Genomic DNA, 18,511 nt, shown 5'->3' on the forward strand with positions numbered 1-18,511 from the left:
ACCTGTAAACCATGTCCCCGGTTAGAAATGTAAACGATGTCCCCGGTTTGTACCGGGGCAAGCCCCCTCCCACATTTTCTTGCCGCGCCAGTGCTTACGCCTTGCTGATGATATTCCCCGCGTGCAGCCCGCATTCCTTCTGCGTGGCTTCCTCCCACCACCAGCGGCCTTCACGCTCATGCTGGTTCGGCAATACCGGACGGGTGCAGGGCTCACAGCCGATGCTGATAAAACCGCGCTCATGCAGGCTGTTGTACGGCAACTCCAACATGCGGATGTAACCCCAGACTTCCTCACTGGTCATCTGCGCCAGTGGGTTGAATTTGTACAGGGTACGTTCCGGCGTGGAGAAGGCCGTGTCGATTTCAAGCGCTGCCACCTGGCTGCGGGTGCCGGGGCTCTGGTCGCGACGCTGGCCGGTGGCCCAGGCATTCACGCCTGCGAGTTTACGGCGCAGCGGCTCGATCTTGCGCACGCCGCAGCATTCGCCATGGCCGTCCTTGTAGAAGCTGAACAGGCCTTTCTCTTTGACAAAGGGTTCCAGCTTGCTCTGGTCCGGCGAAATCAGCTCGATGTCGATCTTGTAGAAGTCGCGCACCTGCTCGATAAACCGGTAGGTTTCCGGGTGCAGGCGGCCGGTGTCGAGGCTGAACACCTTGACGTTCTTGTTCAGCTTCCAGGCCATGTCGACCAGCACCACGTCCTCGGCGCCGCTGAAGGAAATCCACAGGTCTTCACCGAACTGGCTGAACGCCAGTTTGAGAATGTCCTGGGCGGATTTGTTGGCGTAAGTCGCGGCGAGTTCAGCGACGTCGAAGGTTTGGTTCATCAGGACGGTTCCTACAGGTCAGTGGCGCTGAGCGCTCTATAGGGAAGCGATGGTATCAAAATACGCTCTGCGTTGCGGCGACGAGCTTGAATCGCTAGAGTTCGGCAGTCCTTTTGCTCGCTCAATCAACAACATCAAAATGGAGTGTCTTGTGGAAATTGCCTGTCTCGACCTGGAAGGGGTGCTGGTTCCGGAAATCTGGATCGCCTTCGCCGAAAAAACCGGTATTGAATCCCTGCGGGCTACCACCCGGGACATTCCCGACTACGACGTATTGATGAAGCAACGCCTGCGCATCCTCGATGAACACGGCCTCAAGCTCGCCGACATCCAGGAAGTGATCGCCACCCTCAAGCCGCTGGACGGCGCCATCGAGTTCGTCAACTGGCTGCGCGAGCGCTTCCAGGTGGTGATCCTGTCAGACACCTTCTACGAATTCTCCCAGCCGCTGATGCGCCAGCTGGGCTTCCCGACCTTGCTCTGCCACCGTCTCATCACCGACGAAAACGACCGCGTGGTGAGCTACCAGTTGCGCCAGAAAGACCCCAAGCGTCAATCGGTACTGGCCTTCAAGACGCTGTACTACCGCGTGATCGCCGCCGGCGACTCCTACAACGACACCACCATGCTGGGCGAAGCCGATCGGGGGATCCTGTTCCATGCACCGGAGAACGTGATTCGTGAATTCCCGCAGTTTCCGGCGGTGCATACGTTTGAGGCGTTGAAGAAAGAATTTATCAAGGCGTCGAACCGGCCGTTGAGCTTGTAGGTTATTCGGCGTTGCTGATGGCCTCTTCGCGAGCAAGCACGCTCCCACATTCGACCGCATTCCAAGGGATGTACGCGTAACAATGTGGGCTTGCTCGCGAAGGGGCCAGTACAGCCCGCGTATATTTCCCCGTTAAACCCCTGCAAGCAACCGCTCATAAGGAATGCTCAAGCCTTCATGCAGGCGCTTGATCATCGACAGGCTCAGCTTGCGTTTGTGGTTCAACACCTCCGACACCCGCCCACTGGTGCCGATAAAGGGCTCCAGATCGCGGGCGGTCATACCCAGTTGCTCCATCCTGAACTTGATGGCCTCCACTGGATCCGAAGGTGGCATCGGAAAATGCTCTGCCTCGTACTTCTCAATGAGCACTGCAAGAACTTCCAGCTCGTCCCCTTCGGGTGAGCCCATTTCCGCTCCCCAGAGCTGCTCCACCCGTGCGAGCGCAGCGGTCAGGTCTTCCTGGGAATGTATAGGTTTGATGTTCATCACACGGTCTCCGCGTTGATCTGATCGTACTGCGCGTGAGTCCCTACGAAACGTACGAACCCAAGCTGTCGCTGATAGTCGATCGCCATGATTACTCGATACTTGTTGCCGCCGACGTTGAATACAACCCTGCCACTTTTAAGGATGCTTGCCGTTCTAAGTTCCGCTTTGAGCGCTTGTGGTGTTGGGTAAGTCGCTTTTTCCATATGGCGGTACAGCTCGACCAGCGGTGTTTTGGCGTCGGAATAGGCTGAGTGGCTTTCCCAAAACAGTCTTAGGGTAGAGAGAGCGATTATTCGCATCGCTGCAACCTCCCAATTTGGGAGATGATAGATGCGGTTTGGGTGAGATGCAATCTCGGAAATAATTTCTGACAGGTAAGCAGTCGTTTCATGTGATCCCTCACAGACGGCCATTGGGCGTTCGGGCTGGACGCTATCTTCCAGCTCAAACGCCGTCCATAGACGTTCTGATTCAGGTTCTTTCCAGTCGAGCGGCTCTGCACCCGAGAGCCAGGAGGGGCGTGGCTAAGGCAGGTTTTCCAACGTGTGTAACAACACCCGTACCTTCGTCAGCGACTCTTGATACTCCGACTCCCACTGCGAATCCGCCACAATCCCACCGCCGCCCCAGCAGCACACCTGCCCATCCTTGACCAGCAAGCTGCGGATGGCGATGGAACTGTCCATTTCGCCGCGCACGTCCAGGTACAGCAGCGAGCCGCAGTACAAGCCGCGCCGGGTTGGCTCCAGTTCGTCGATGATCTGCATCGCGCGAATCTTCGGCGCGCCGGTGATGGAGCCGCCGGGAAAGCTGCCGGCGATCAGGTCGAGGGCGTCTTTGTCGTCGGCCAGTGTGCCGATGACGCTGCTGACCAAGTGGTGCACGTTGGGGTAGCTCTCCAGGCTGAACAGCTCCGGCACGCTCACGGAGCCGGTGCGGCAGGTGCGGCCGAGATCGTTGCGCAGCAGGTCGACGATCATCAGGTTTTCGGCGCGGTCCTTGGGGCTGGCCAGCAGTTCGGCGGCGTTGGCTGCGTCTTCTTCGGGCGTCTCACCCCGTGGTCGAGTGCCTTTGATCGGGCGGGTTTCGACTTGGCGTTCGGTGATGCGCACGAAACGCTCGGGCGACAGGCTCAGCACCGCGCCGTCGTCCGGCAGGCTCTGGAACCCGGAGAACGGCGTCGGGCAGGCTTCGCGCAGGGCGCAATAAGCCACCCACGGATCGCCGCTGCACGGCGCTCGAAAACGCTGGGCGAAGTTGACCTGATAGCAATCGCCGGCCTGGATGTAGTCCTGGATACGCACGATGGCTTGCCGGTAAGCCTCGGCGGTGAGGTCCGGCGCCATGCTGCCCTGAAGTGTGAAGGTGGCCGAGGTGTGAACAACATCCTGGCTGAACAAAGCGATCAAGCGGTGTCGCTCGCTATCGGCCAGCGCGGGATGAAAGACCAACTGGCTCGTCTGCGCCTGGTGATCACTGATCAATGCCCAGGCATACAGCCCGAAGCGCGCATCCGGCAGGTGCAGATCGTCTGCGGCCAGGTGCGGCATTTGTTCCAGGTGGCGGCCGAAATCGTAGCTCAGGTAACCGATCAGGCCGCCGGCAAACGGCAGCGTATAACCGGTCGGCAAGTCCGCTTTCCCCAACTGGGTGAGGTTTTCCCGCAAGCGTTGCAGGAAATCACTACCGCTTTCGTCAGGCGATACCGTCAACGTCGCCTGCGGCCAGGCGCTCAGCAGGTCATACCGCCCGCGTTCGGCCGCGGGTCGGCCACTGTCCAATAGCACGGCACCAGGCGCATGGCGAATCGCCGCAAAAAACTCGGCGGGGTTGGCCCGGTAGGGGAGTGAGTGTACGGAGCAGGTCGACATGCGAGGCGAATCAGCTATGAGCATAGAGGGGCGGGGATTGTACCGCATTCCACTGTAGGCGCCGGCTTGCCGGCGATGCGGTCTTCAGCCTTCCACAGGCGGAATATGCCCAAACATTTCCTGCACGAACTTCACGCGTTCCTCCGGCGTTTCCGTCACGCCGGCGGCTTTCAGGTCTTCCAACCGCGCTTCCACCGCATGGGTGCGCAGGGTCAAACCACAGTCATTGGCAATCTGGATATTCAATCCTGGCCGTGCATTCAGCTCCAGGATCAGGGGGCCTTTCTCCTGGTCCAGCACCATGTCCACACCGATATAACCCAGCCCGCACAGTTCATAGCAACCGGCCGCGAGCTTCATGAAACCGTCCCAGTTGGGCAGTTGCACGCCATCCACCGCGTTGGTGGTGTCTGGGTGTTTGGTGATGATGTTGTTCAGCCAGGTTCCGCGCAGGGTCAGGCCGGTGGCGAGGTCGACACCCACGCCTATCGCCCCTTGGTGCAGGTTGGCCTTGCCGCCCGACTGGCGGGTCGGCAAGCGCAGCATGGCCATCACCGGGTAGCCCATCAGCACGATGATGCGGATGTCCGGCACGCCTTCATAGCTGATGCTCTTGAAGATCTGGTCAGGCACCACGCGGTATTCGATCAGCGCACGATCACGGTGGCCGCCCAGTGAATAGAGGCCGGTGAGGATGCTGGAGATCTGATGCTCGATCTCTTCATGGCTGATGATCTTGCCGGACACTGTGCGATAGCGCCCTTCAAAGCGGTCCGCCACCACCAGGATGCCGTCACCGCCGGCACCTTGGGCCGGTTTGATCACAAAGTCGCTGCGCCCGCCGATAATCTCGTCGAGCTTGTCGATTTCCTTCTCAGTGGAGATCACGCCGTACATTTCCGGCACGTGGATGCCCGCCGCGAGCGCGCGCTCCTTGGTGATGATCTTGTCATCCACAATCGGGTACAGGCTGCGCTTGTTGTACTTGAGCACGTAGTCGGCGTTACGCCGATTGATGCCCATGATCCCCCGCGCCTCGAGGGCCTTCCAGGTCTTCCAGAACCCGAACATTACTGGTCAGCCTTGAGAAAAGCCTTGAACCGCACCAACTCGGTCAGGCGGTAGCCGCGATAACGACCCATGGCCAGCATGAAACCCACCAGGATCAGCAGGATCGCCGGGAAGGTGAACACAAAGTAGATCAGCTCCGGCACGCTCATGATCAGGTGCGCCAGGGAGGCGGCGAACAGCGTACCAATCGCCACTTTCAGCGCATGGTTCGCGCCGCGCTCTTCCCAGGTGATCGACAGGCGTTCGATGGTCATGGTCAGGATCACCATCGGGAACAGCGCCACCGACAACCCGCGTTCCAGCCCCAATTTATGGCTGAACAGGCTGATGGCTGCGATCAGTACCACCACGAAGGTCAACACCACGGACAACCGCGGCAGCATCTGCAATTTCAAGTGTTCCAGGTACGACCTGAGCGACAGCCCCAGTGCCGTGATAATCGTGAACAGCACAATCCCGAAGCCCAACTGCGTCTCGCGGAACGCCAGGGCGATCAGCACCGGGGTGAAAGTGCCCAGGGTCTGCAGGCCGATCAGGTTGCGCAGGATCAGGATCACCAGCACGCCAATCGGGATCATCACCATGATCATGAACGTCTGCTGGGTCTGCAGCGGCAGGCCGTAGAGCGAGTATTCGAGGAAGTTGGCGTCAGTGTTCTCGTCGGTCAGCTTGGCCAGGCGAATCGCGTTCATCTCGCTGTTGTTCAGGCTGAAGGTCACCATGGCCTTCTTGCCGCCGTCGACGGTGATCAGGTTTTCATCACCGGTCCACCACAGCAGGCGGTCGGCGGGCAGGCCTTGTTCGCCGGTTTCAGGGTTGAAGTACAACCAGTCATTGCCGTTGAAGCTGCGCAGCCACAGTTCCGGGGTTTGCGGCTGGTCGGCCACCAAGCGGATGGTATGCACCTTTTCCACCGGCACGTGGGCAATAGAGAGCAGCAACTCGACAATCTTGGCCTTGTGCGGGATAGACGGATCGCCCGCCAGCAGCAGCTTCACATTGTCGTCGTTGAGGTTATTGGTGCGCTTGATGGCTTCGGTAATAAAGGTCTCGACGTCGGCCGAGTGCTGGCGGATCGGCGCCAGCAAGGCTTCGGCGGCGATTTTCTCCGGACCTTCCACGGCGATGCTATCGCGGAACGTGGGGCCCTTGACCTTGACCTTTTCGCCGCTGTAACGCTTGGTCAGCACCAGCCGGTAATACAGGGTCTGGTTGCCCTTGGCGCGGCGTGCCGACCAGGTGACCTTGCGGTTGCCGTCGGTGCGGTTGACGCTCACCCCGTAGTTGTTCGAGATAAAACTTTCGTTGAGGCTGACGAAGTCGCGGCTCAAGGGCGGCACGAACATCTGGATTTTCACCGGGTCTTTCGGGTTGGCGACGAACTCGACCTTGGCGTCGATGTTCCACAAGTCGTCGGTGGCGTCCTCGGTGACGGGGATCCCCAACACGAAGATCTGATAGGCGGTGACCGAAATACCCAGCACCACCAGGATGGCGATCAGGATTTTCAGGTGCAGGGTCAGAGAGCGCATTCGGTTTACTCGGCGGTATGAGCGTCGGCGGCACAGGCGGGCTTGCCTGCTGCATATTTAAGACTGGGGTCGACCAGCGCATCAAAGCGTTTCAACGCTTCGGAGCCGATCAGCAGCGGATATTGGAAGGCGCTGCGGTCAGTCAAGTTCACTTCGATGCTGCGTAAAGCGGTGCCCATGCAGATATCCAGAGCGATCACCGGACGGGCGGTGTAGTTCTTGTCCTCATCGGGGTCGTAGTCACCGGCGCGGCGCTTGATCTTGCTGACGCGGGCCAGGGGGCGCTCGATGGGATGGGAATGGGCGGTGTCGATGGCCAGGTAGAAGCGCACCCAGGACTCGCCGTTGCGCTTGAAGCGCTTGATATCACGGGCACTGAGGGAAGCGGTCTTGGCGCCGGTGTCCAGTTTGGCGGCGACTTCCAGGTCGATGCCGGCCAATTGGGCGTATTCGTTGAGTCCATACACAGTTTTCTCGGCGGCAGCGCCAAGGCCTGGAATGAACATTAGGCAAAACAGGGGGAAGGGCTTGAGTCTCATAAATCCTGAGGCGGTGCAGTGCGATGTTTGATTCAAGGCGACTGGCATTACTGCGCAAGCTCCCTCGTGCGCCGTTTCATCTAGTGATGTCAGGCAAATGCGGCGGGCATTCTAACATGATGCTTTTTTGGCGCCAGCGCTGGCAGGCGGCCATGCCCCAGGAGCGTGCACTCAGGGTTATTAGACGATTGTCGACAATGTTGATTTATTCTTTGACTAATGGGGGCTGATTGGCTAGTTTTTGCCACATTGCTTTTAAAGGTGTCGACAATATGCTGGATCAGCTGGAAACCCCAGTGGTGGTGCAAGACGATTCCCAGACCATGTCCGAGAACGTCTTCCGGCGTATCCAGGCCGCCATCGTCAAAGGCGAGATCGCCCCCGGCAGCAAAATTTCCGAGCCGGAGCTGGCGCGCACCTACGGCATCAGCCGTGGCCCGCTGCGCGAGGCGATCCACCGCCTGGAAGGCCAGCGCCTGCTGGTGCGCGTGCCTCACGTCGGCGCGCGGGTGGTGTCGCTGAGCCACGCTGAACTGATCGAACTCTATGAAATCCGCGAATCCCTCGAAGGCATGGCCTGCCGCCTGGCGGCCGAGCGCATGACCGACACGGAGATTGAAGAGCTACGCCAAGTGCTGCACACCCATGAACGCGATGCCGCGTTCCAGGCCGGTGTCGGCTACTACCAGCAGGAAGGCGACTTCGATTTTCATTACCGGATCATTCAAGGCGCCGGCAACCGCACCCTCACGCAAATGCTCTGCGGCGAGCTGTACCAATTGGTGCGCATGTACCGCATCCAGTTTTCCGCTACCCCCAATCGTCCACGCCAGGCCTTTGCCGAGCACCACCGCATTCTTGACGCGATTGCCGATCGCGACGGTGAACTGGCCGAACTGTTGATGCGCCGGCATATCGGCGCTTCCAAACGCAACATTGCCCGTCACTTCCCGGACGGTGCTGCCCAATCACGAGGTGAGTCATGAGTTCCAACAATAAGAGCACTCCAGGCCAGCGTTTCCGTGACGCCGTTGCCAGTGAACAGCCGTTGCAAGTCGTTGGCGCGATCAATGCCAACCACGCCCTGCTGGCCAAGCGCGCCGGGTTCAAGGCGATCTACCTGTCGGGTGGCGGGGTGGCGGCCGGCTCCCTCGGTGTACCGGACCTGGGCATCACCGGCCTGGACGACGTACTCACTGACGTACGCCGCATCACCGACGTATGCGACCTGCCGCTGCTGGTAGACGTGGACACCGGTTTCGGCTCCTCGGCCTTCAACGTGGCGCGTACGGTCAAGTCGATGATCAAGTTTGGCGCCGCCGCGATCCACATCGAAGACCAGGTCGGCGCCAAGCGCTGCGGTCATCGTCCGAACAAAGAAATCGTGTCCCAGCAGGAAATGGTCGACCGCATCAAGGCCGCTGTGGATGCGCGCACCGATGACAGCTTTGTGATCATGGCCCGTACCGATGCCCTGGCCGTCGAGGGGTTGGAGTCGGCCCTGGAACGCGCCGCCGCCTGCATCGAAGCCGGCGCCGACATGGTGTTCCCGGAGGCCATCACTGAACTGGAGATGTACAAGCTGTTCGCCGCCCGTGTGAAAGCGCCGATCCTGGCCAACATCACCGAGTTCGGCGCCACGCCGCTGTACACCACCGAACAGTTGAAATCTGCCGATGTTTCCATCGTGCTGTACCCGCTTTCGGCCTTCCGCGCCATGAACAAGGCCGCCGAAAACGTCTACACCGCGATCCGTCGCGACGGCACCCAGCAGAACGTGATCGACACCATGCAAACCCGTATGGAGCTTTACGATCGCATCGACTACCACACCTTCGAGCAGAAGCTTGACGCGTTGTTTGCCGCGAAAAAGTGACGAACACGCCTCCCTGAATAAAGACAAAATTGGAGAAAAACCATGGCTGAAGCAAAAGTACTGAGTGGCGCCGGCCTGCGTGGCCAGGTCGCCGGGCAGACCGCACTGTCCACCGTGGGCCAGGCCGGTGCCGGCCTGACCTACCGCGGCTACGACGTGCGCGAACTGGCCGCCGATGCGCAATTTGAAGAAGTCGCTTACCTGCTGCTGTACGGCGAACTGCCGACCCAGGCCGAACTGGCGGCCTACAGCGCCAAGCTGAGCAAGCTGCGCGACCTGCCGCAGGCGTTGAAAGAAGTGCTGGAGCGCATCCCCGCCGACGCCCACCCAATGGACGTGATGCGCACCGGTTGCTCGTTCCTGGGCAATATCGAGCCGGAAAAAGACTTCAGCGTGCAGCGCGACGTCACTGACCGCCTGCTCGCCGCCTTCCCGGCGATCATGTGCTACTGGTACCGCTTCAGCCACGACGGCAAGCGCATCGACTGCGTGACCGACGAGCCGACCATCGGCGGCCACTTCCTGCACCTGCTGCATGGCAAGCCGCCGAGCGAACTGCACGTCAAGGTGATGAACGTGTCGCTGATCCTCTACGCGGAGCACGAATTCAACGCCTCGACCTTCACCGCCCGGGTGTGTGCGTCGACCCTGTCCGACCTGTATTCCTGCGTCACTGCCGCCATCGGTTCCCTGCGCGGCCCGCTGCACGGCGGCGCCAACGAAGCAGCGATGGAAATGATCGAGCGTTTCTCGTCGGCTGAAGAAGCCGTCGAAGGCACCCTCGGCATGCTGGCGCGCAAGGACAAGATCATGGGCTTCGGTCACGCGATCTACAAAGACAACGACCCACGTAATGAAGTGATCAAGGGTTGGTCGAAAAAACTCGCCGATGAAGTGGGCGACACGGTGTTGTTCCCGGTGTCCGAAGCCATCGACAAAACCATGTGGGAGCAGAAGAAGCTGTTTCCCAACGCCGACTTCTACCATGCCTCGGCGTATCACTTCATGGGCATCCCGACCAAGTTGTTCACGCCGATCTTCGTGTGCTCGCGCCTGACGGGCTGGGCGGCGCATGTGTTCGAGCAGCGCGCCAACAACCGCATCATCCGTCCAAGCGCCGAGTACACCGGCGTTGAGCAGCGCAAGTTCGTGCCAATCGAACGTCGCTGAAGGCTGGCTCTTCCGGAATTGGAATGGGGTCAAATGTGGGAGGGGGCTTGCCCCCGATAGCGGTGTATCAGTAACAGATGGGTTGATTGACACACTGCCATCGGGGGCAAGCCCCTCCCACACTTGAACTGCATTTCAACGCTGGATCAATCGGCTCCTTTTGCAACCACCGTGACCGAGTCCTGACGATGAACACTGAATTTCGCAAACCGCTTCCCGGCAGCCGCCTGGATTACTTCGACGCCCGCGCGGCTGTCGAGGCAATCACCCCCGGCGCCTATGCCACGTTGCCCTACACCTCCCGCGTGCTCGCCGAAAACCTCGTACGCCGCTGCGACCCGGCCACCCTCAATGCCTCCCTGAGCCAACTGATCGACCGCAAACGCGACCTCGACTTCCCGTGGTTCCCGGCACGCGTGGTCTGCCACGACATTCTCGGACAGACCGCGCTGGTGGACCTCGCGGGCCTGCGCGATGCCATCGCCCTGCAAGGCGGCGACCCGGCGCAGGTCAACCCGGTGGTGCCGACTCAACTGATCGTCGACCACTCCCTGGCCGTCGAAGCCGGTGGTTTTGACCCGGATGCGTTCGAGAAGAACCGCGCCATCGAAGACCGTCGCAACGAAGACCGTTTTCACTTTATCGAGTGGACTAAAAAAGCCTTCAAGAACGTCGACGTCATCCCGCCCGGCAACGGCATCATGCACCAGATCAACCTGGAGAAAATGTCCCCGGTGATCCAGGTGCGCGACGGCGTGGCCTTCCCGGATACCTGCGTCGGCACCGACAGCCACACCCCGCATGTAGACGCCTTGGGCGTGATCGCCATCGGCGTCGGTGGCCTCGAAGCCGAAAGCGTGATGCTTGGCCGCGCCTCGTGGATGCGCCTGCCGGAAAGCGTCGGCGTAGAGCTCACCGGTAAATTGTTGCCGGGCATCACCGCCACCGACATGGTGCTGGCGCTGACCGAGTTTTTGCGTCAGCAGAAAGTGGTGGGTGCCTGGCTGGAGTTCTTCGGTGAAGGGGCCTCAAACCTCACCCTCGGCGACCGCGCGACCATCTCCAACATGGCCCCGGAATACGGCGCCACTGCGGCGATGTTCTACATCGACCAGCAGACCATCGCCTACCTGAAACTCACCGGTCGCGAGGACGAACAAGTCACCCTGGTGGAGCAATATGCTCGCCACACCGGCTTGTGGGCCGATGACCTCAAGGGCGCGCAATACGAGCGTGGCCTCACCTTCGACCTGTCCAGCGTCGTGCGCAACATGGCTGGCCCGAGCAACCCGCACGCCCGCGTGGCGACCAGCGACCTGGCATCCAAAGGCATTTCCGGCCAGTGGGATGACGTGCCAGGGCAAATGCCCGACGGTGCGGTGATCATCGCGGCCATCACCAGCTGCACCAACACCAGCAACCCGCGCAACGTGATCGCGGCAGGCCTGCTGGCGCGCAATGCCAACAAACTGGGGCTGACGCGCAAACCGTGGGTCAAGTCGTCCCTGGCACCCGGCTCGAAAACCGTGGCCATGTACCTGGAAGAGGCGGGGCTGGGCCTTGAGCTGGAGAAGCTCGGTTTCGGCGTGGTGGCCTTCGCCTGCACCACCTGCAACGGCATGTCCGGTGCACTGGACCCGGTGATCCAGCAGGAAATCATCGACCGCGACCTGTACGCCACGGCCGTGTTGTCCGGCAACCGCAACTTCGACGGACGGATTCATCCGTACGCCAAGCAAGCTTTCCTCGCGTCGCCGCCGCTGGTGGTGGCGTATGCGATTGCCGGCACCATCCGTTTCGATATCGAGAAAGACGTGCTCGGCCTCGACGCCAACGGTAAGGAAATCCGCCTGCAAGACATCTGGCCGAGCGACGAAGAGATCGACGCAGTGGTCAAGGCTTCGGTGAAGCCTGAGCAATTCCGCGCGGTGTACATTCCGATGTTCGCGATTCACGAAGACACCGGCCCGAAAGTCGCGCCGCTGTACGAATGGCGCCCACAAAGCACCTACATCCGCCGCCCACCCTACTGGGAAGGCGCGCTGGCCGGGGCACGCCCGCTCAAGGGCATGCGCCCGCTGGCGGTGCTGCCGGACAACATCACCACCGACCACTTGTCGCCGTCCAACGCGATCATGCTCGACAGCGCCGCCGGCGAATACCTGGCGAAAATGGGCCTGCCTGAAGTGGACTTCAACTCTTACGCAACGCATCGCGGCGACCATTTGACCGCGCAGCGCGCGACCTTCGCCAACCCAAAATTGTTCAACGAAATGGTGGTGGAAAACGGCAAGGTCAAGCAGGGTTCCCTGGCGCGTATCGAGCCCGAAGGCCAGGTCACGCGGATGTGGGAAGCCATCGAAACCTACATGGAACGCAAGCAGCCCCTGATCATCATCGCCGGCGCCGACTACGGCCAGGGCTCGTCCCGCGACTGGGCAGCCAAGGGCGTGCGCCTGGCCGGTGTGGAGGCAATTGCTGCCGAAGGTTTCGAGCGCATTCACCGCACCAACCTGGTGGGCATGGGCGTATTGCCGCTGGAATTCCTGCCCGGCACCGACCGCCACACGCTGAAGATCGACGGCAGTGAGACCTACGATGTGGTTGGCGAGCGCACCCCGCGTGCGCGGTTGACCCTGGTGATCAACCGCAAGAATGGCGAGCGTGTCGAAGTGCCGGTGACCTGCCGCCTGGACACCGCCGAAGAAGTGTCGATCTACGAAGCGGGCGGCGTGTTGCAACGTTTTGCCCAGGACTTCCTGGAATCGGCGGCGACGGCCTGAGGGGTAACCATGGCACACGTAGCGCAAATCAAGATCCCCGCCACCTACATGCGTGGCGGTACCAGCAAGGGCGTATTTTTCAACCTCAAGGACTTGCCCGAGTCGGCGCAGGTGCCGGGGGCGGCGCGTGACGCCTTGCTGTTGCGGGTAATCGGCAGTCCAGACCCTTACGACAAACAGATCGACGGCATGGGCGGCGCCACATCGAGCACCAGCAAAACCGTGATCCTGGCGAAAAGCAGCCGCGCCGATCACGACGTTGACTACCTGTTTGGCCAGGTCTCCATCGACAAGCCGTTTATTGATTGGAGCGGCAACTGCGGCAACCTGTCGGCGGCGGTCGGCGCCTTCGCCATCAGCGCCGGGCTGCTCGACCCCGCCCGCGTGCCCCACAACGGCGTAGCCGTGGTACGGGTTTGGCAGGCCAATATCGGTAAAACCATCATCGCCCACGTGCCGATCACCGACGGCGCGGTGCAGGAAACTGGCGACTTCGAGCTTGACGGCGTGACCTTCCCGGCCGCCGAGGTGCAGTTGGAGTTCATGGACCCAGCGGCGGAAGAAGAGGGCGGCGGCGGCTCGATGTTCCCCACCGGCAACTTGGTCGACGACCTGGAAGTGCCCGGTGTCGGCACCTTCAAGGCCACGTTGATCAACGCCGGTATCCCGACGATTTTCATCAACGCCGAAGACCTCGGCTACACCGGCACCGAGCTGCAAGGCGCAATCAACAGCGACCCCAAGGCCCTGGCGATGTTCGAAACCGTGCGGGCCTACGGCGCTTTGCGCATGGGCCTGATCAAGCACCTGGACGAAGCTGCCCAGCGCCAGCACACGCCGAAGGTGGCGTTTGTGGCCAAACCGGCGGATTACGTGGCGTCCAGTGGCAAGGCGATCAAGGCCGGTGATGTGGACCTGCTGGTGCGCGCGCTGTCCATGGGCAAATTGCACCACGCGATGATGGGCACGGCGGCCGTGGCGATTGGCACGGCCGCGGCGATTTCCGGGACGTTGGTCAACTTGGCGGCGGGCGGTATTGAACGCAATGCGGTGCGCTTCGGGCATCCGTCCGGCACCTTGCGTGTCGGTGCTGAAGCCACTCAGGTGAACGGCGAATGGGTGGTGAAGAAAGCCATCATGAGCCGCAGCGCCCGAGTGCTGATGGAAGGCTTCGTCCGCGTCCCGGGCGACGCTTTCTAGCAACCCACACTGTCTCCAGTGTGGGAGGAGGCTTGCCCCCTCCCACATTGGATCTCCATACCCCCAAGCAGACGGCCAGATCTGCGATGGAGCGATCAACCGTGATCCTGAGGACTAACCCAACCTTTTAGGAGTAACTGCCATGAGCGCCAACGCCGACCAGAACAACCGTCCCGACTATGACCAGGTCCTGCAGGACATCGCCGATTATGTCCTCAACTACCGGATCGACTCGCAGGACGCCTTGGACACCGCCCGCAACTGCCTGATGGATACGTTGGGCTGCGGCCTACTGGCCTTGCGTTTCCCCGAATGCACCAAGCACTTGGGGCCGATCGTCGAGGGCACGGTGGTGCCGTTTGGCGCGCGGGTGCCGGGCACGTCGTTCCGGTTGGACCCGGTCAAGGCCGCGTGGGACATCGGCTGCATCGTGCGTTGGCTCGACTACAACGACACCTGGCTCGCCGCCGAATGGGGTCATCCCTCGGATAACCTCGGCGGCATCCTCGCCGTGGCTGATCACTTGTCGCAAAAGCGCGTGGCCAACGGCGACGCACCGCTGACAGTACGCGCGGTACTGGAAGCAATGATCATGGCCCATGAAATCCAGGGGGTGATTGCCCTGGAAAACTCTTTTAACCGTGTCGGCCTCGACCATGTGCTGCTGGTAAAAGTCGCCTCTACGGCGGTGAGCGCGAAGCTGATGGGCGCCAACCGTGAGCAGTTGCTTGCGGCGTTGTCCCATGCGTTTGTCGATGGGCAGGCGTTGCGTACGTATCGGCATGCACCGAATGCCGGTTCGCGCAAATCCTGGGCGGCGGGGGATGCGTCGAGCCGGGGCGTGCGTTTGGCGGATATCGCGTTGCGCGGCGAGATGGGCATTCCCGGGGTATTGAGCGCGCCGCAGTGGGGGTTCTACGACGTGCTGTTCAGCCACACCAACAAGGACCTGGCACTCAAGCCGCAGGACAAGCGCGCGTTCAGCCTTTCCCAGCCCTACGGCACGTATGTGATGGAAAACGTGCTGTTCAAGATCAGCTTCCCCGCCGAGTTCCACGCGCAAACCGCCTGCGAAGCGGCGGTGACCTTGCACCCGTTGGTGAAAGATCGCCTGCACGAAATCGAGCGTATCGTGATCACGACCCATGAGTCGGCAATTCGCATCATCTCCAAGGTCGGTCAACTGGCCAACGCCGCCGACCGCGACCATTGCCTGCAATACATGACCGCCGTGCCGTTGGCGTTCGGCAATTTGGTGGCGGAGCAGTACGAAGATGAATTCCATGCTGCCCACCCGATCATCGATGCGCTCCGCGACAAGATGGTCATCGTCGAAGACCCACGCTACAGCCGGGAATACCTGGAGGCCGACAAGCGCTCCATTGCCAACGCGGTGCAGGTGTTTTTCAACGACGGCAGCTGCACCGAGCAAGTGGCGGTGGAGTACCCGATCGGCCATCGCCGCCGTCGAGTCGATGGCATTCCGTTGCTGGAAGACAAGTTCAAGGCCAACCTGGCCACACGGTTTACCGCGCAGCGCAGCGCCGAGATTTTTGCGTTGTGCAAGGACCAGGCGACGCTTGAAGCCACAGCGGTCAATCGGTTTGTGGACTTGTTCGTGATCTAGCAGACACCCCGTATTCATCTGTGTAAACCCAATAAATGTGGGAGGGGGCTTGCCCCCTCCCACAGTTGACCGTGTTCACTCGAATCGCAGAATCACCCGGCGATTGTGTTTGCTCTTCTTCTCGATCTTCTCGCAGAACACCCGGCCGATTTCCTCGGTATTGAGCACATGGGTGCCCCCGCATGGCTGGATATCGATCCCGGCAATTTCAATGACCCTCACCGAGCCCTGGATTACCGGCGGCGCCACCGCCTGGGTGCGGGTGATCTGCAGCAGGGTGGAATATTCCGAGGCCGGCATCGACAGGGTTTTCACCGCGTGGGCCTGTTCGATCAGGGCGTTGAGGTCGCGGGTGATGCTGTCTTTGTCGAGGGTCATTTCCGGCAGGTCGAAATCCAGGCGGCCCTTGTCGGCACTGATGCTGCAACCGGTCACCGGGGCATCAATGATTGAGCACAGCAGGTGCAGGCAGGTGTGCATTTTCATGTGCTGGTAACGACGTTCCCAATCGAGGCCGGCGTTCACCTGCACCCCTGCGGTCAACTGCTCGGGCCAGTGCTCCACCTGGTGCCAGATAATCGAGCGCAGCACCGGGTCGCGCACTGTGCCGGTCACCTCGACGCGCGTACCGTCCGCCAATGTCAGGTGGCCGGTGTCTCCCGGCTGCCCGCCGCCGGTGGGATAGAACAGTGTGTGTTCCAGGGCAATGCCGTGTTCGCTGACGGCAATCACCCGGGCGCTGAACGCGTTCTGATAAGGCGCGCTGTCGAACAGCGCCAGGGTTTCCATGGTGTGCACGGACATGTTCAACCTCCGACGATCAATGGGCTGGCTTGCAGCAGGTGGCGCACCATTGCACTCAAGCCAGGGGGGGAGAGCAGGGTGATTTCAAATTCGGGGCCGCAGACCTTCAGGTTCAGCGGCAGGCGCGGCAAGTGGTTGCCCGACTCGACGCGGTGCAGGCGAAATTGCAGGTGATGACGCTCCTTCACCGTGGGCTCCAGCATCAGCCCTTGCAACGGATGAAAGTCGGCGTCCAGCACGGTGACCTTGTGGCTGGCGTTGATCTCGCCGACCACATGCAACCGCTCGTCCAGGGCGAATGCACCGAGGTAGTTGCTGTTGTCCGATTCATCGTTTTTTTGCAGCTGAATCTGGTTGACCACCTTGACCTTGGTGCCGGCGGGCACGTCTTGGGTGATCACGCAGGATGGGCTGATAAATACGTTGTCGCCGATCAATACATAACCCAGCACGCGTGCGCCGGCGCCGACCTCAACGTTATTGCCCAGGCGTGGATGGCGCTTGCCGTCGGGGTTGTTGGCGATGCCGCGGGCGCCCAGGGTCACGCCGCAGAGGATGTAACAATCGTTACCGATCTCGCAGGTTTCGCCGATCACAGTGCCGTAGCCGTGGTCGAGCACGAAGCGTCGCCCGATGCGCGCCGCCGGGTGAATTTCGGCGCCGGACAGGATCTTGCCCTGGTTGCTCAGCTTGAGCGCGATGCGCGAGAACACGCCATTGTGCTGGTCGGGGAAATTCCATACCACGTGTGCCAGGCGGTAATACAGCACCGCCTTGAACGAGGCGTAGGACTCCAGGATCAACTCGCCGCGCCCACGCGACGCCGGGTCACGGTAGGCATAGGCGATCAGGTCTTCGGCCACCGCCTGGGCGGCATTCTGGATCAGCGGCGCGAGGTGCGGTTCCAGCTGTTTCATCTGTACGGGTGTGAGGGTCTTGATGAGGTGAGTCAGCAACTCATCGTGCAATTGTTGCATGTCGATAAAGCCGCCCATCGAGGCACCCCCGCATTCTGTGTGGTTGGAAAACCCGTTATTCAAAACTGGGCAGGTAGCTGTCGGCATTGTCGTAGACCATGGTCAACACCACCGTGTCGGGCGGTAGTTCGGGAGCGAGCTTGGCGATAGCCACCATGTTGGCGGCGGACGACAGACCCAGGCTGATGGCGTCGGTGCGCATGATGCGTTTCATCATATCGATGCAGTCCTGGCGCGAGACCTTGAGCATGCCGTCGATCACGTCCAGGTTGAGGATGCTCGGGATCAGGCCGATCGACAGGCCCTGGATATGATGCGGCGCGTGCTGGTTTTTCAGCAGGTCGCATTCTTCCGGTTCCACGCCCATGACGCGCAGGCCAGGCCAGGCGGCTTTCAGGGTTTCGCCGATGCCGGTGATATGCCCGCCGGTGCCGATGCCGCTGACAAAGTAGTCTGCGCGTCGCTCGCCGAAGGCGCGGAGGATTTCCGGTGCGGTGGTGTCGCGGTGGGTCTGCGGGTTGGCGCCATTGCGCTGCTGGTTGAGCATCACGTAGCTGGGGTTTTCCAGCTGCAGTTCCATGCACTTTTCGCCGTGGGAATTGTTACCCAGACGACTGTCCGACAGCACCACCTTGGCCCCATATAAACGCAGCAGCTTCTGTTTCTCGGGGCTGTAGTTGTCGGGGATTACCAGCACCACTTTGTAGCCCAGCACATTGCCGGCCATCACCAGGCCGATACCGGTGTTGCCCCCGCTGGGCTCGATGATGGTTTGCCCGGAGTCACGGATCAGCACGCCCCGGCGCTCGGCGTCGAGGATCATGCCCAAGGCGATGCGCGCCTTGTGGCTGCCGCCGGGGTTGAGGGATTCGAGCTTGGCGTAGACCTCGATACCGAGGTCTTCGGAGAACTGCGCCAAACGCACAATCGGCGTTTGGCCGATCACCTCAAGAATGGAGTTATGCAACATC

General features: G+C 61.0%; 17 protein-coding genes. 7 read left to right on the top strand and 10 right to left on the bottom strand.

Features of this window, described 5'->3' with window-relative positions; all coding sequences use genetic code 11:
• Positions 1-94 precede the first annotated feature (94 nt).
• Complete coding sequence (locus AC3ZU9_RS07150) at positions 95-829, bottom strand: phosphoadenylyl-sulfate reductase (protein ID WP_490090486.1); 735 nt, start codon at positions 827-829, stop codon at positions 95-97.
• Between the two features lie 151 nt (positions 830-980).
• Here AC3ZU9_RS07150 and thrH point away from each other — a divergent pair, with 151 nt between their 5' ends.
• Positions 981-1,598 carry a bifunctional phosphoserine phosphatase/homoserine phosphotransferase ThrH gene (gene thrH, locus AC3ZU9_RS07155; protein ID WP_015885369.1) on the top strand — a complete coding sequence of 206 codons (618 nt, stop codon included), beginning with the start codon at positions 981-983 and terminating at the stop codon, positions 1,596-1,598.
• A gap of 132 nt (positions 1,599-1,730) precedes the next feature.
• Here the strand turns inward: thrH and AC3ZU9_RS07160 are convergent, their stop codons facing one another.
• The 6 genes from AC3ZU9_RS07160 to rloA all read right to left on the bottom strand — a co-directional run bounded on the left by AC3ZU9_RS07160 (position 1,731) and on the right by rloA (position 7,103).
• Positions 1,731-2,087 (bottom strand): helix-turn-helix domain-containing protein, encoded by a 357-nt coding sequence (locus AC3ZU9_RS07160; RefSeq protein ID WP_043205753.1) that lies wholly within the window; start codon positions 2,085-2,087, stop codon positions 1,731-1,733.
• Complete coding sequence (locus AC3ZU9_RS07165; protein WP_064052635.1) at positions 2,087-2,389, bottom strand: type II toxin-antitoxin system HigB family toxin; 303 nt, start codon at positions 2,387-2,389, stop codon at positions 2,087-2,089. Before AC3ZU9_RS07165 ends, AC3ZU9_RS07160 begins: the two co-directional genes overlap by 1 nt.
• Before the next feature lie 225 nt (positions 2,390-2,614).
• A complete protein-coding gene (pabB, locus tag AC3ZU9_RS07170; protein ID WP_490090487.1) occupies positions 2,615-3,961 on the bottom strand; it encodes an aminodeoxychorismate synthase component I in 1,347 nt (448 codons plus the stop codon).
• Between the two features lie 84 nt (positions 3,962-4,045).
• Positions 4,046-5,032 carry an alpha-L-glutamate ligase-like protein gene (locus tag AC3ZU9_RS07175; RefSeq protein WP_046036400.1) on the bottom strand — a complete coding sequence of 329 codons (987 nt, stop codon included), beginning with the start codon at positions 5,030-5,032 and terminating at the stop codon, positions 4,046-4,048.
• Positions 5,032-6,564 carry an osmotic stress tolerance membrane protein RloB gene (gene rloB / locus AC3ZU9_RS07180; protein ID WP_015885365.1) on the bottom strand — a complete coding sequence of 511 codons (1,533 nt, stop codon included), beginning with the start codon at positions 6,562-6,564 and terminating at the stop codon, positions 5,032-5,034. The genes AC3ZU9_RS07175 and rloB overlap by 1 nt, the downstream gene beginning before the upstream one ends.
• A 5-nt stretch (positions 6,565-6,569) precedes the next feature.
• Positions 6,570-7,103: a retropepsin-like aspartic peptidase RloA gene (gene rloA / locus AC3ZU9_RS07185; RefSeq protein WP_046036401.1), complete on the bottom strand. Its 534-nt coding sequence runs from the start codon at positions 7,101-7,103 to the stop codon at positions 6,570-6,572.
• 272 nt (positions 7,104-7,375) lie between these two features.
• Between rloA and AC3ZU9_RS07190 the strand changes: the two genes are divergently transcribed.
• From AC3ZU9_RS07190 to prpD, 6 genes are all read left to right on the top strand, one after another.
• Positions 7,376-8,089: a GntR family transcriptional regulator gene (locus AC3ZU9_RS07190; RefSeq protein WP_015885363.1), complete on the top strand. Its 714-nt coding sequence runs from the start codon at positions 7,376-7,378 to the stop codon at positions 8,087-8,089.
• Entirely contained in the window at positions 8,086-8,979 is an 894-nt protein-coding gene (gene prpB / locus AC3ZU9_RS07195; protein ID WP_015885362.1) for a methylisocitrate lyase, read from the top strand. Before AC3ZU9_RS07190 ends, prpB begins: the two co-directional genes overlap by 4 nt.
• Before the next feature lie 42 nt (positions 8,980-9,021).
• Positions 9,022-10,149 (top strand): bifunctional 2-methylcitrate synthase/citrate synthase, encoded by a 1,128-nt coding sequence (gene prpC, locus AC3ZU9_RS07200; protein ID WP_046036403.1) that lies wholly within the window; start codon positions 9,022-9,024, stop codon positions 10,147-10,149.
• Positions 10,150-10,337: 188 nt separating this feature from the next.
• Positions 10,338-12,932, top strand: coding sequence for a Fe/S-dependent 2-methylisocitrate dehydratase AcnD (gene acnD / locus AC3ZU9_RS07205; protein ID WP_490090488.1), 2,595 nt, complete (start codon positions 10,338-10,340; stop codon positions 12,930-12,932).
• A gap of 9 nt (positions 12,933-12,941) precedes the next feature.
• On the top strand, positions 12,942-14,132 hold the full coding sequence (prpF, locus tag AC3ZU9_RS07210) for a 2-methylaconitate cis-trans isomerase PrpF (RefSeq protein ID WP_490090489.1): 1,191 nt from the start codon (positions 12,942-12,944) through the stop codon (positions 14,130-14,132).
• Between the two features lie 142 nt (positions 14,133-14,274).
• Positions 14,275-15,759, top strand: a complete 1,485-nt coding sequence (gene prpD, locus AC3ZU9_RS07215) for a 2-methylcitrate dehydratase (RefSeq protein WP_490090490.1) — start codon at positions 14,275-14,277, stop codon at positions 15,757-15,759.
• Positions 15,760-15,834: 75 nt separating this feature from the next.
• Here prpD and AC3ZU9_RS07220 read toward each other — a convergent pair whose 3' ends face one another.
• Genes AC3ZU9_RS07220 through AC3ZU9_RS07230 form a run of 3 tightly spaced genes read right to left on the bottom strand, consistent with a single transcriptional unit; the run spans position 15,835 to position 18,510 of the window.
• The gene (locus AC3ZU9_RS07220) at positions 15,835-16,563 is read right to left on the bottom strand and encodes an alanyl-tRNA editing protein (protein WP_490090491.1); all 729 of its coding nucleotides are present in this window, start codon (positions 16,561-16,563) and stop codon (positions 15,835-15,837) included.
• A 2-nt stretch (positions 16,564-16,565) separates the two neighbouring features.
• Entirely contained in the window at positions 16,566-17,558 is a 993-nt protein-coding gene (locus tag AC3ZU9_RS07225; protein ID WP_015885356.1) for a serine O-acetyltransferase, read from the bottom strand.
• 37 nt (positions 17,559-17,595) lie between these two features.
• Positions 17,596-18,510 (bottom strand): PLP-dependent cysteine synthase family protein, encoded by a 915-nt coding sequence (locus AC3ZU9_RS07230; RefSeq protein ID WP_043206318.1) that lies wholly within the window; start codon positions 18,508-18,510, stop codon positions 17,596-17,598.
• Between the last annotated feature and the right edge of the window lies 1 nt (position 18,511).

This window comes from Pseudomonas sp. A39 (assembly GCF_058145955.1).

What these genes read in the sequence shown, in the direction of transcription:
- AC3ZU9_RS07150 (WP_490090486.1), bottom strand. Translation starts at nt 829, where the DNA reads ATGAACCAAACCTTCGACGTCGCTGAACTCGCCGCGACTTACGCCAAC.
- AC3ZU9_RS07160 (WP_043205753.1), bottom strand. Translation starts at nt 2,087, where the DNA reads ATGAACATCAAACCTATACATTCCCAGGAAGACCTGACCGCTGCGCTC.
- AC3ZU9_RS07165 (WP_064052635.1), bottom strand. Translation starts at nt 2,389, where the DNA reads ATGCGAATAATCGCTCTCTCTACCCTAAGACTGTTTTGGGAAAGCCAC.
- pabB (WP_490090487.1), bottom strand. Translation starts at nt 3,961, where the DNA reads ATGTCGACCTGCTCCGTACACTCACTCCCCTACCGGGCCAACCCCGCC.
- AC3ZU9_RS07175 (WP_046036400.1), bottom strand. Translation starts at nt 5,032, where the DNA reads ATGTTCGGGTTCTGGAAGACCTGGAAGGCCCTCGAGGCGCGGGGGATC.
- rloB (WP_015885365.1), bottom strand. Translation starts at nt 6,564, where the DNA reads ATGCGCTCTCTGACCCTGCACCTGAAAATCCTGATCGCCATCCTGGTG.
- rloA (WP_046036401.1), bottom strand. Translation starts at nt 7,103, where the DNA reads ATGAGACTCAAGCCCTTCCCCCTGTTTTGCCTAATGTTCATTCCAGGC.
- AC3ZU9_RS07190 (WP_015885363.1), top strand. Translation starts at nt 7,376, where the DNA reads ATGCTGGATCAGCTGGAAACCCCAGTGGTGGTGCAAGACGATTCCCAG.
- prpB (WP_015885362.1), top strand. Translation starts at nt 8,086, where the DNA reads ATGAGTTCCAACAATAAGAGCACTCCAGGCCAGCGTTTCCGTGACGCC.
- prpC (WP_046036403.1), top strand. Translation starts at nt 9,022, where the DNA reads ATGGCTGAAGCAAAAGTACTGAGTGGCGCCGGCCTGCGTGGCCAGGTC.
- acnD (WP_490090488.1), top strand. Translation starts at nt 10,338, where the DNA reads ATGAACACTGAATTTCGCAAACCGCTTCCCGGCAGCCGCCTGGATTAC.
- prpF (WP_490090489.1), top strand. Translation starts at nt 12,942, where the DNA reads ATGGCACACGTAGCGCAAATCAAGATCCCCGCCACCTACATGCGTGGC.
- prpD (WP_490090490.1), top strand. Translation starts at nt 14,275, where the DNA reads ATGAGCGCCAACGCCGACCAGAACAACCGTCCCGACTATGACCAGGTC.
- AC3ZU9_RS07220 (WP_490090491.1), bottom strand. Translation starts at nt 16,563, where the DNA reads ATGTCCGTGCACACCATGGAAACCCTGGCGCTGTTCGACAGCGCGCCT.
- AC3ZU9_RS07225 (WP_015885356.1), bottom strand. Translation starts at nt 17,558, where the DNA reads ATGGGCGGCTTTATCGACATGCAACAATTGCACGATGAGTTGCTGACT.
- AC3ZU9_RS07230 (WP_043206318.1), bottom strand. Translation starts at nt 18,510, where the DNA reads ATGTTGCATAACTCCATTCTTGAGGTGATCGGCCAAACGCCGATTGTG.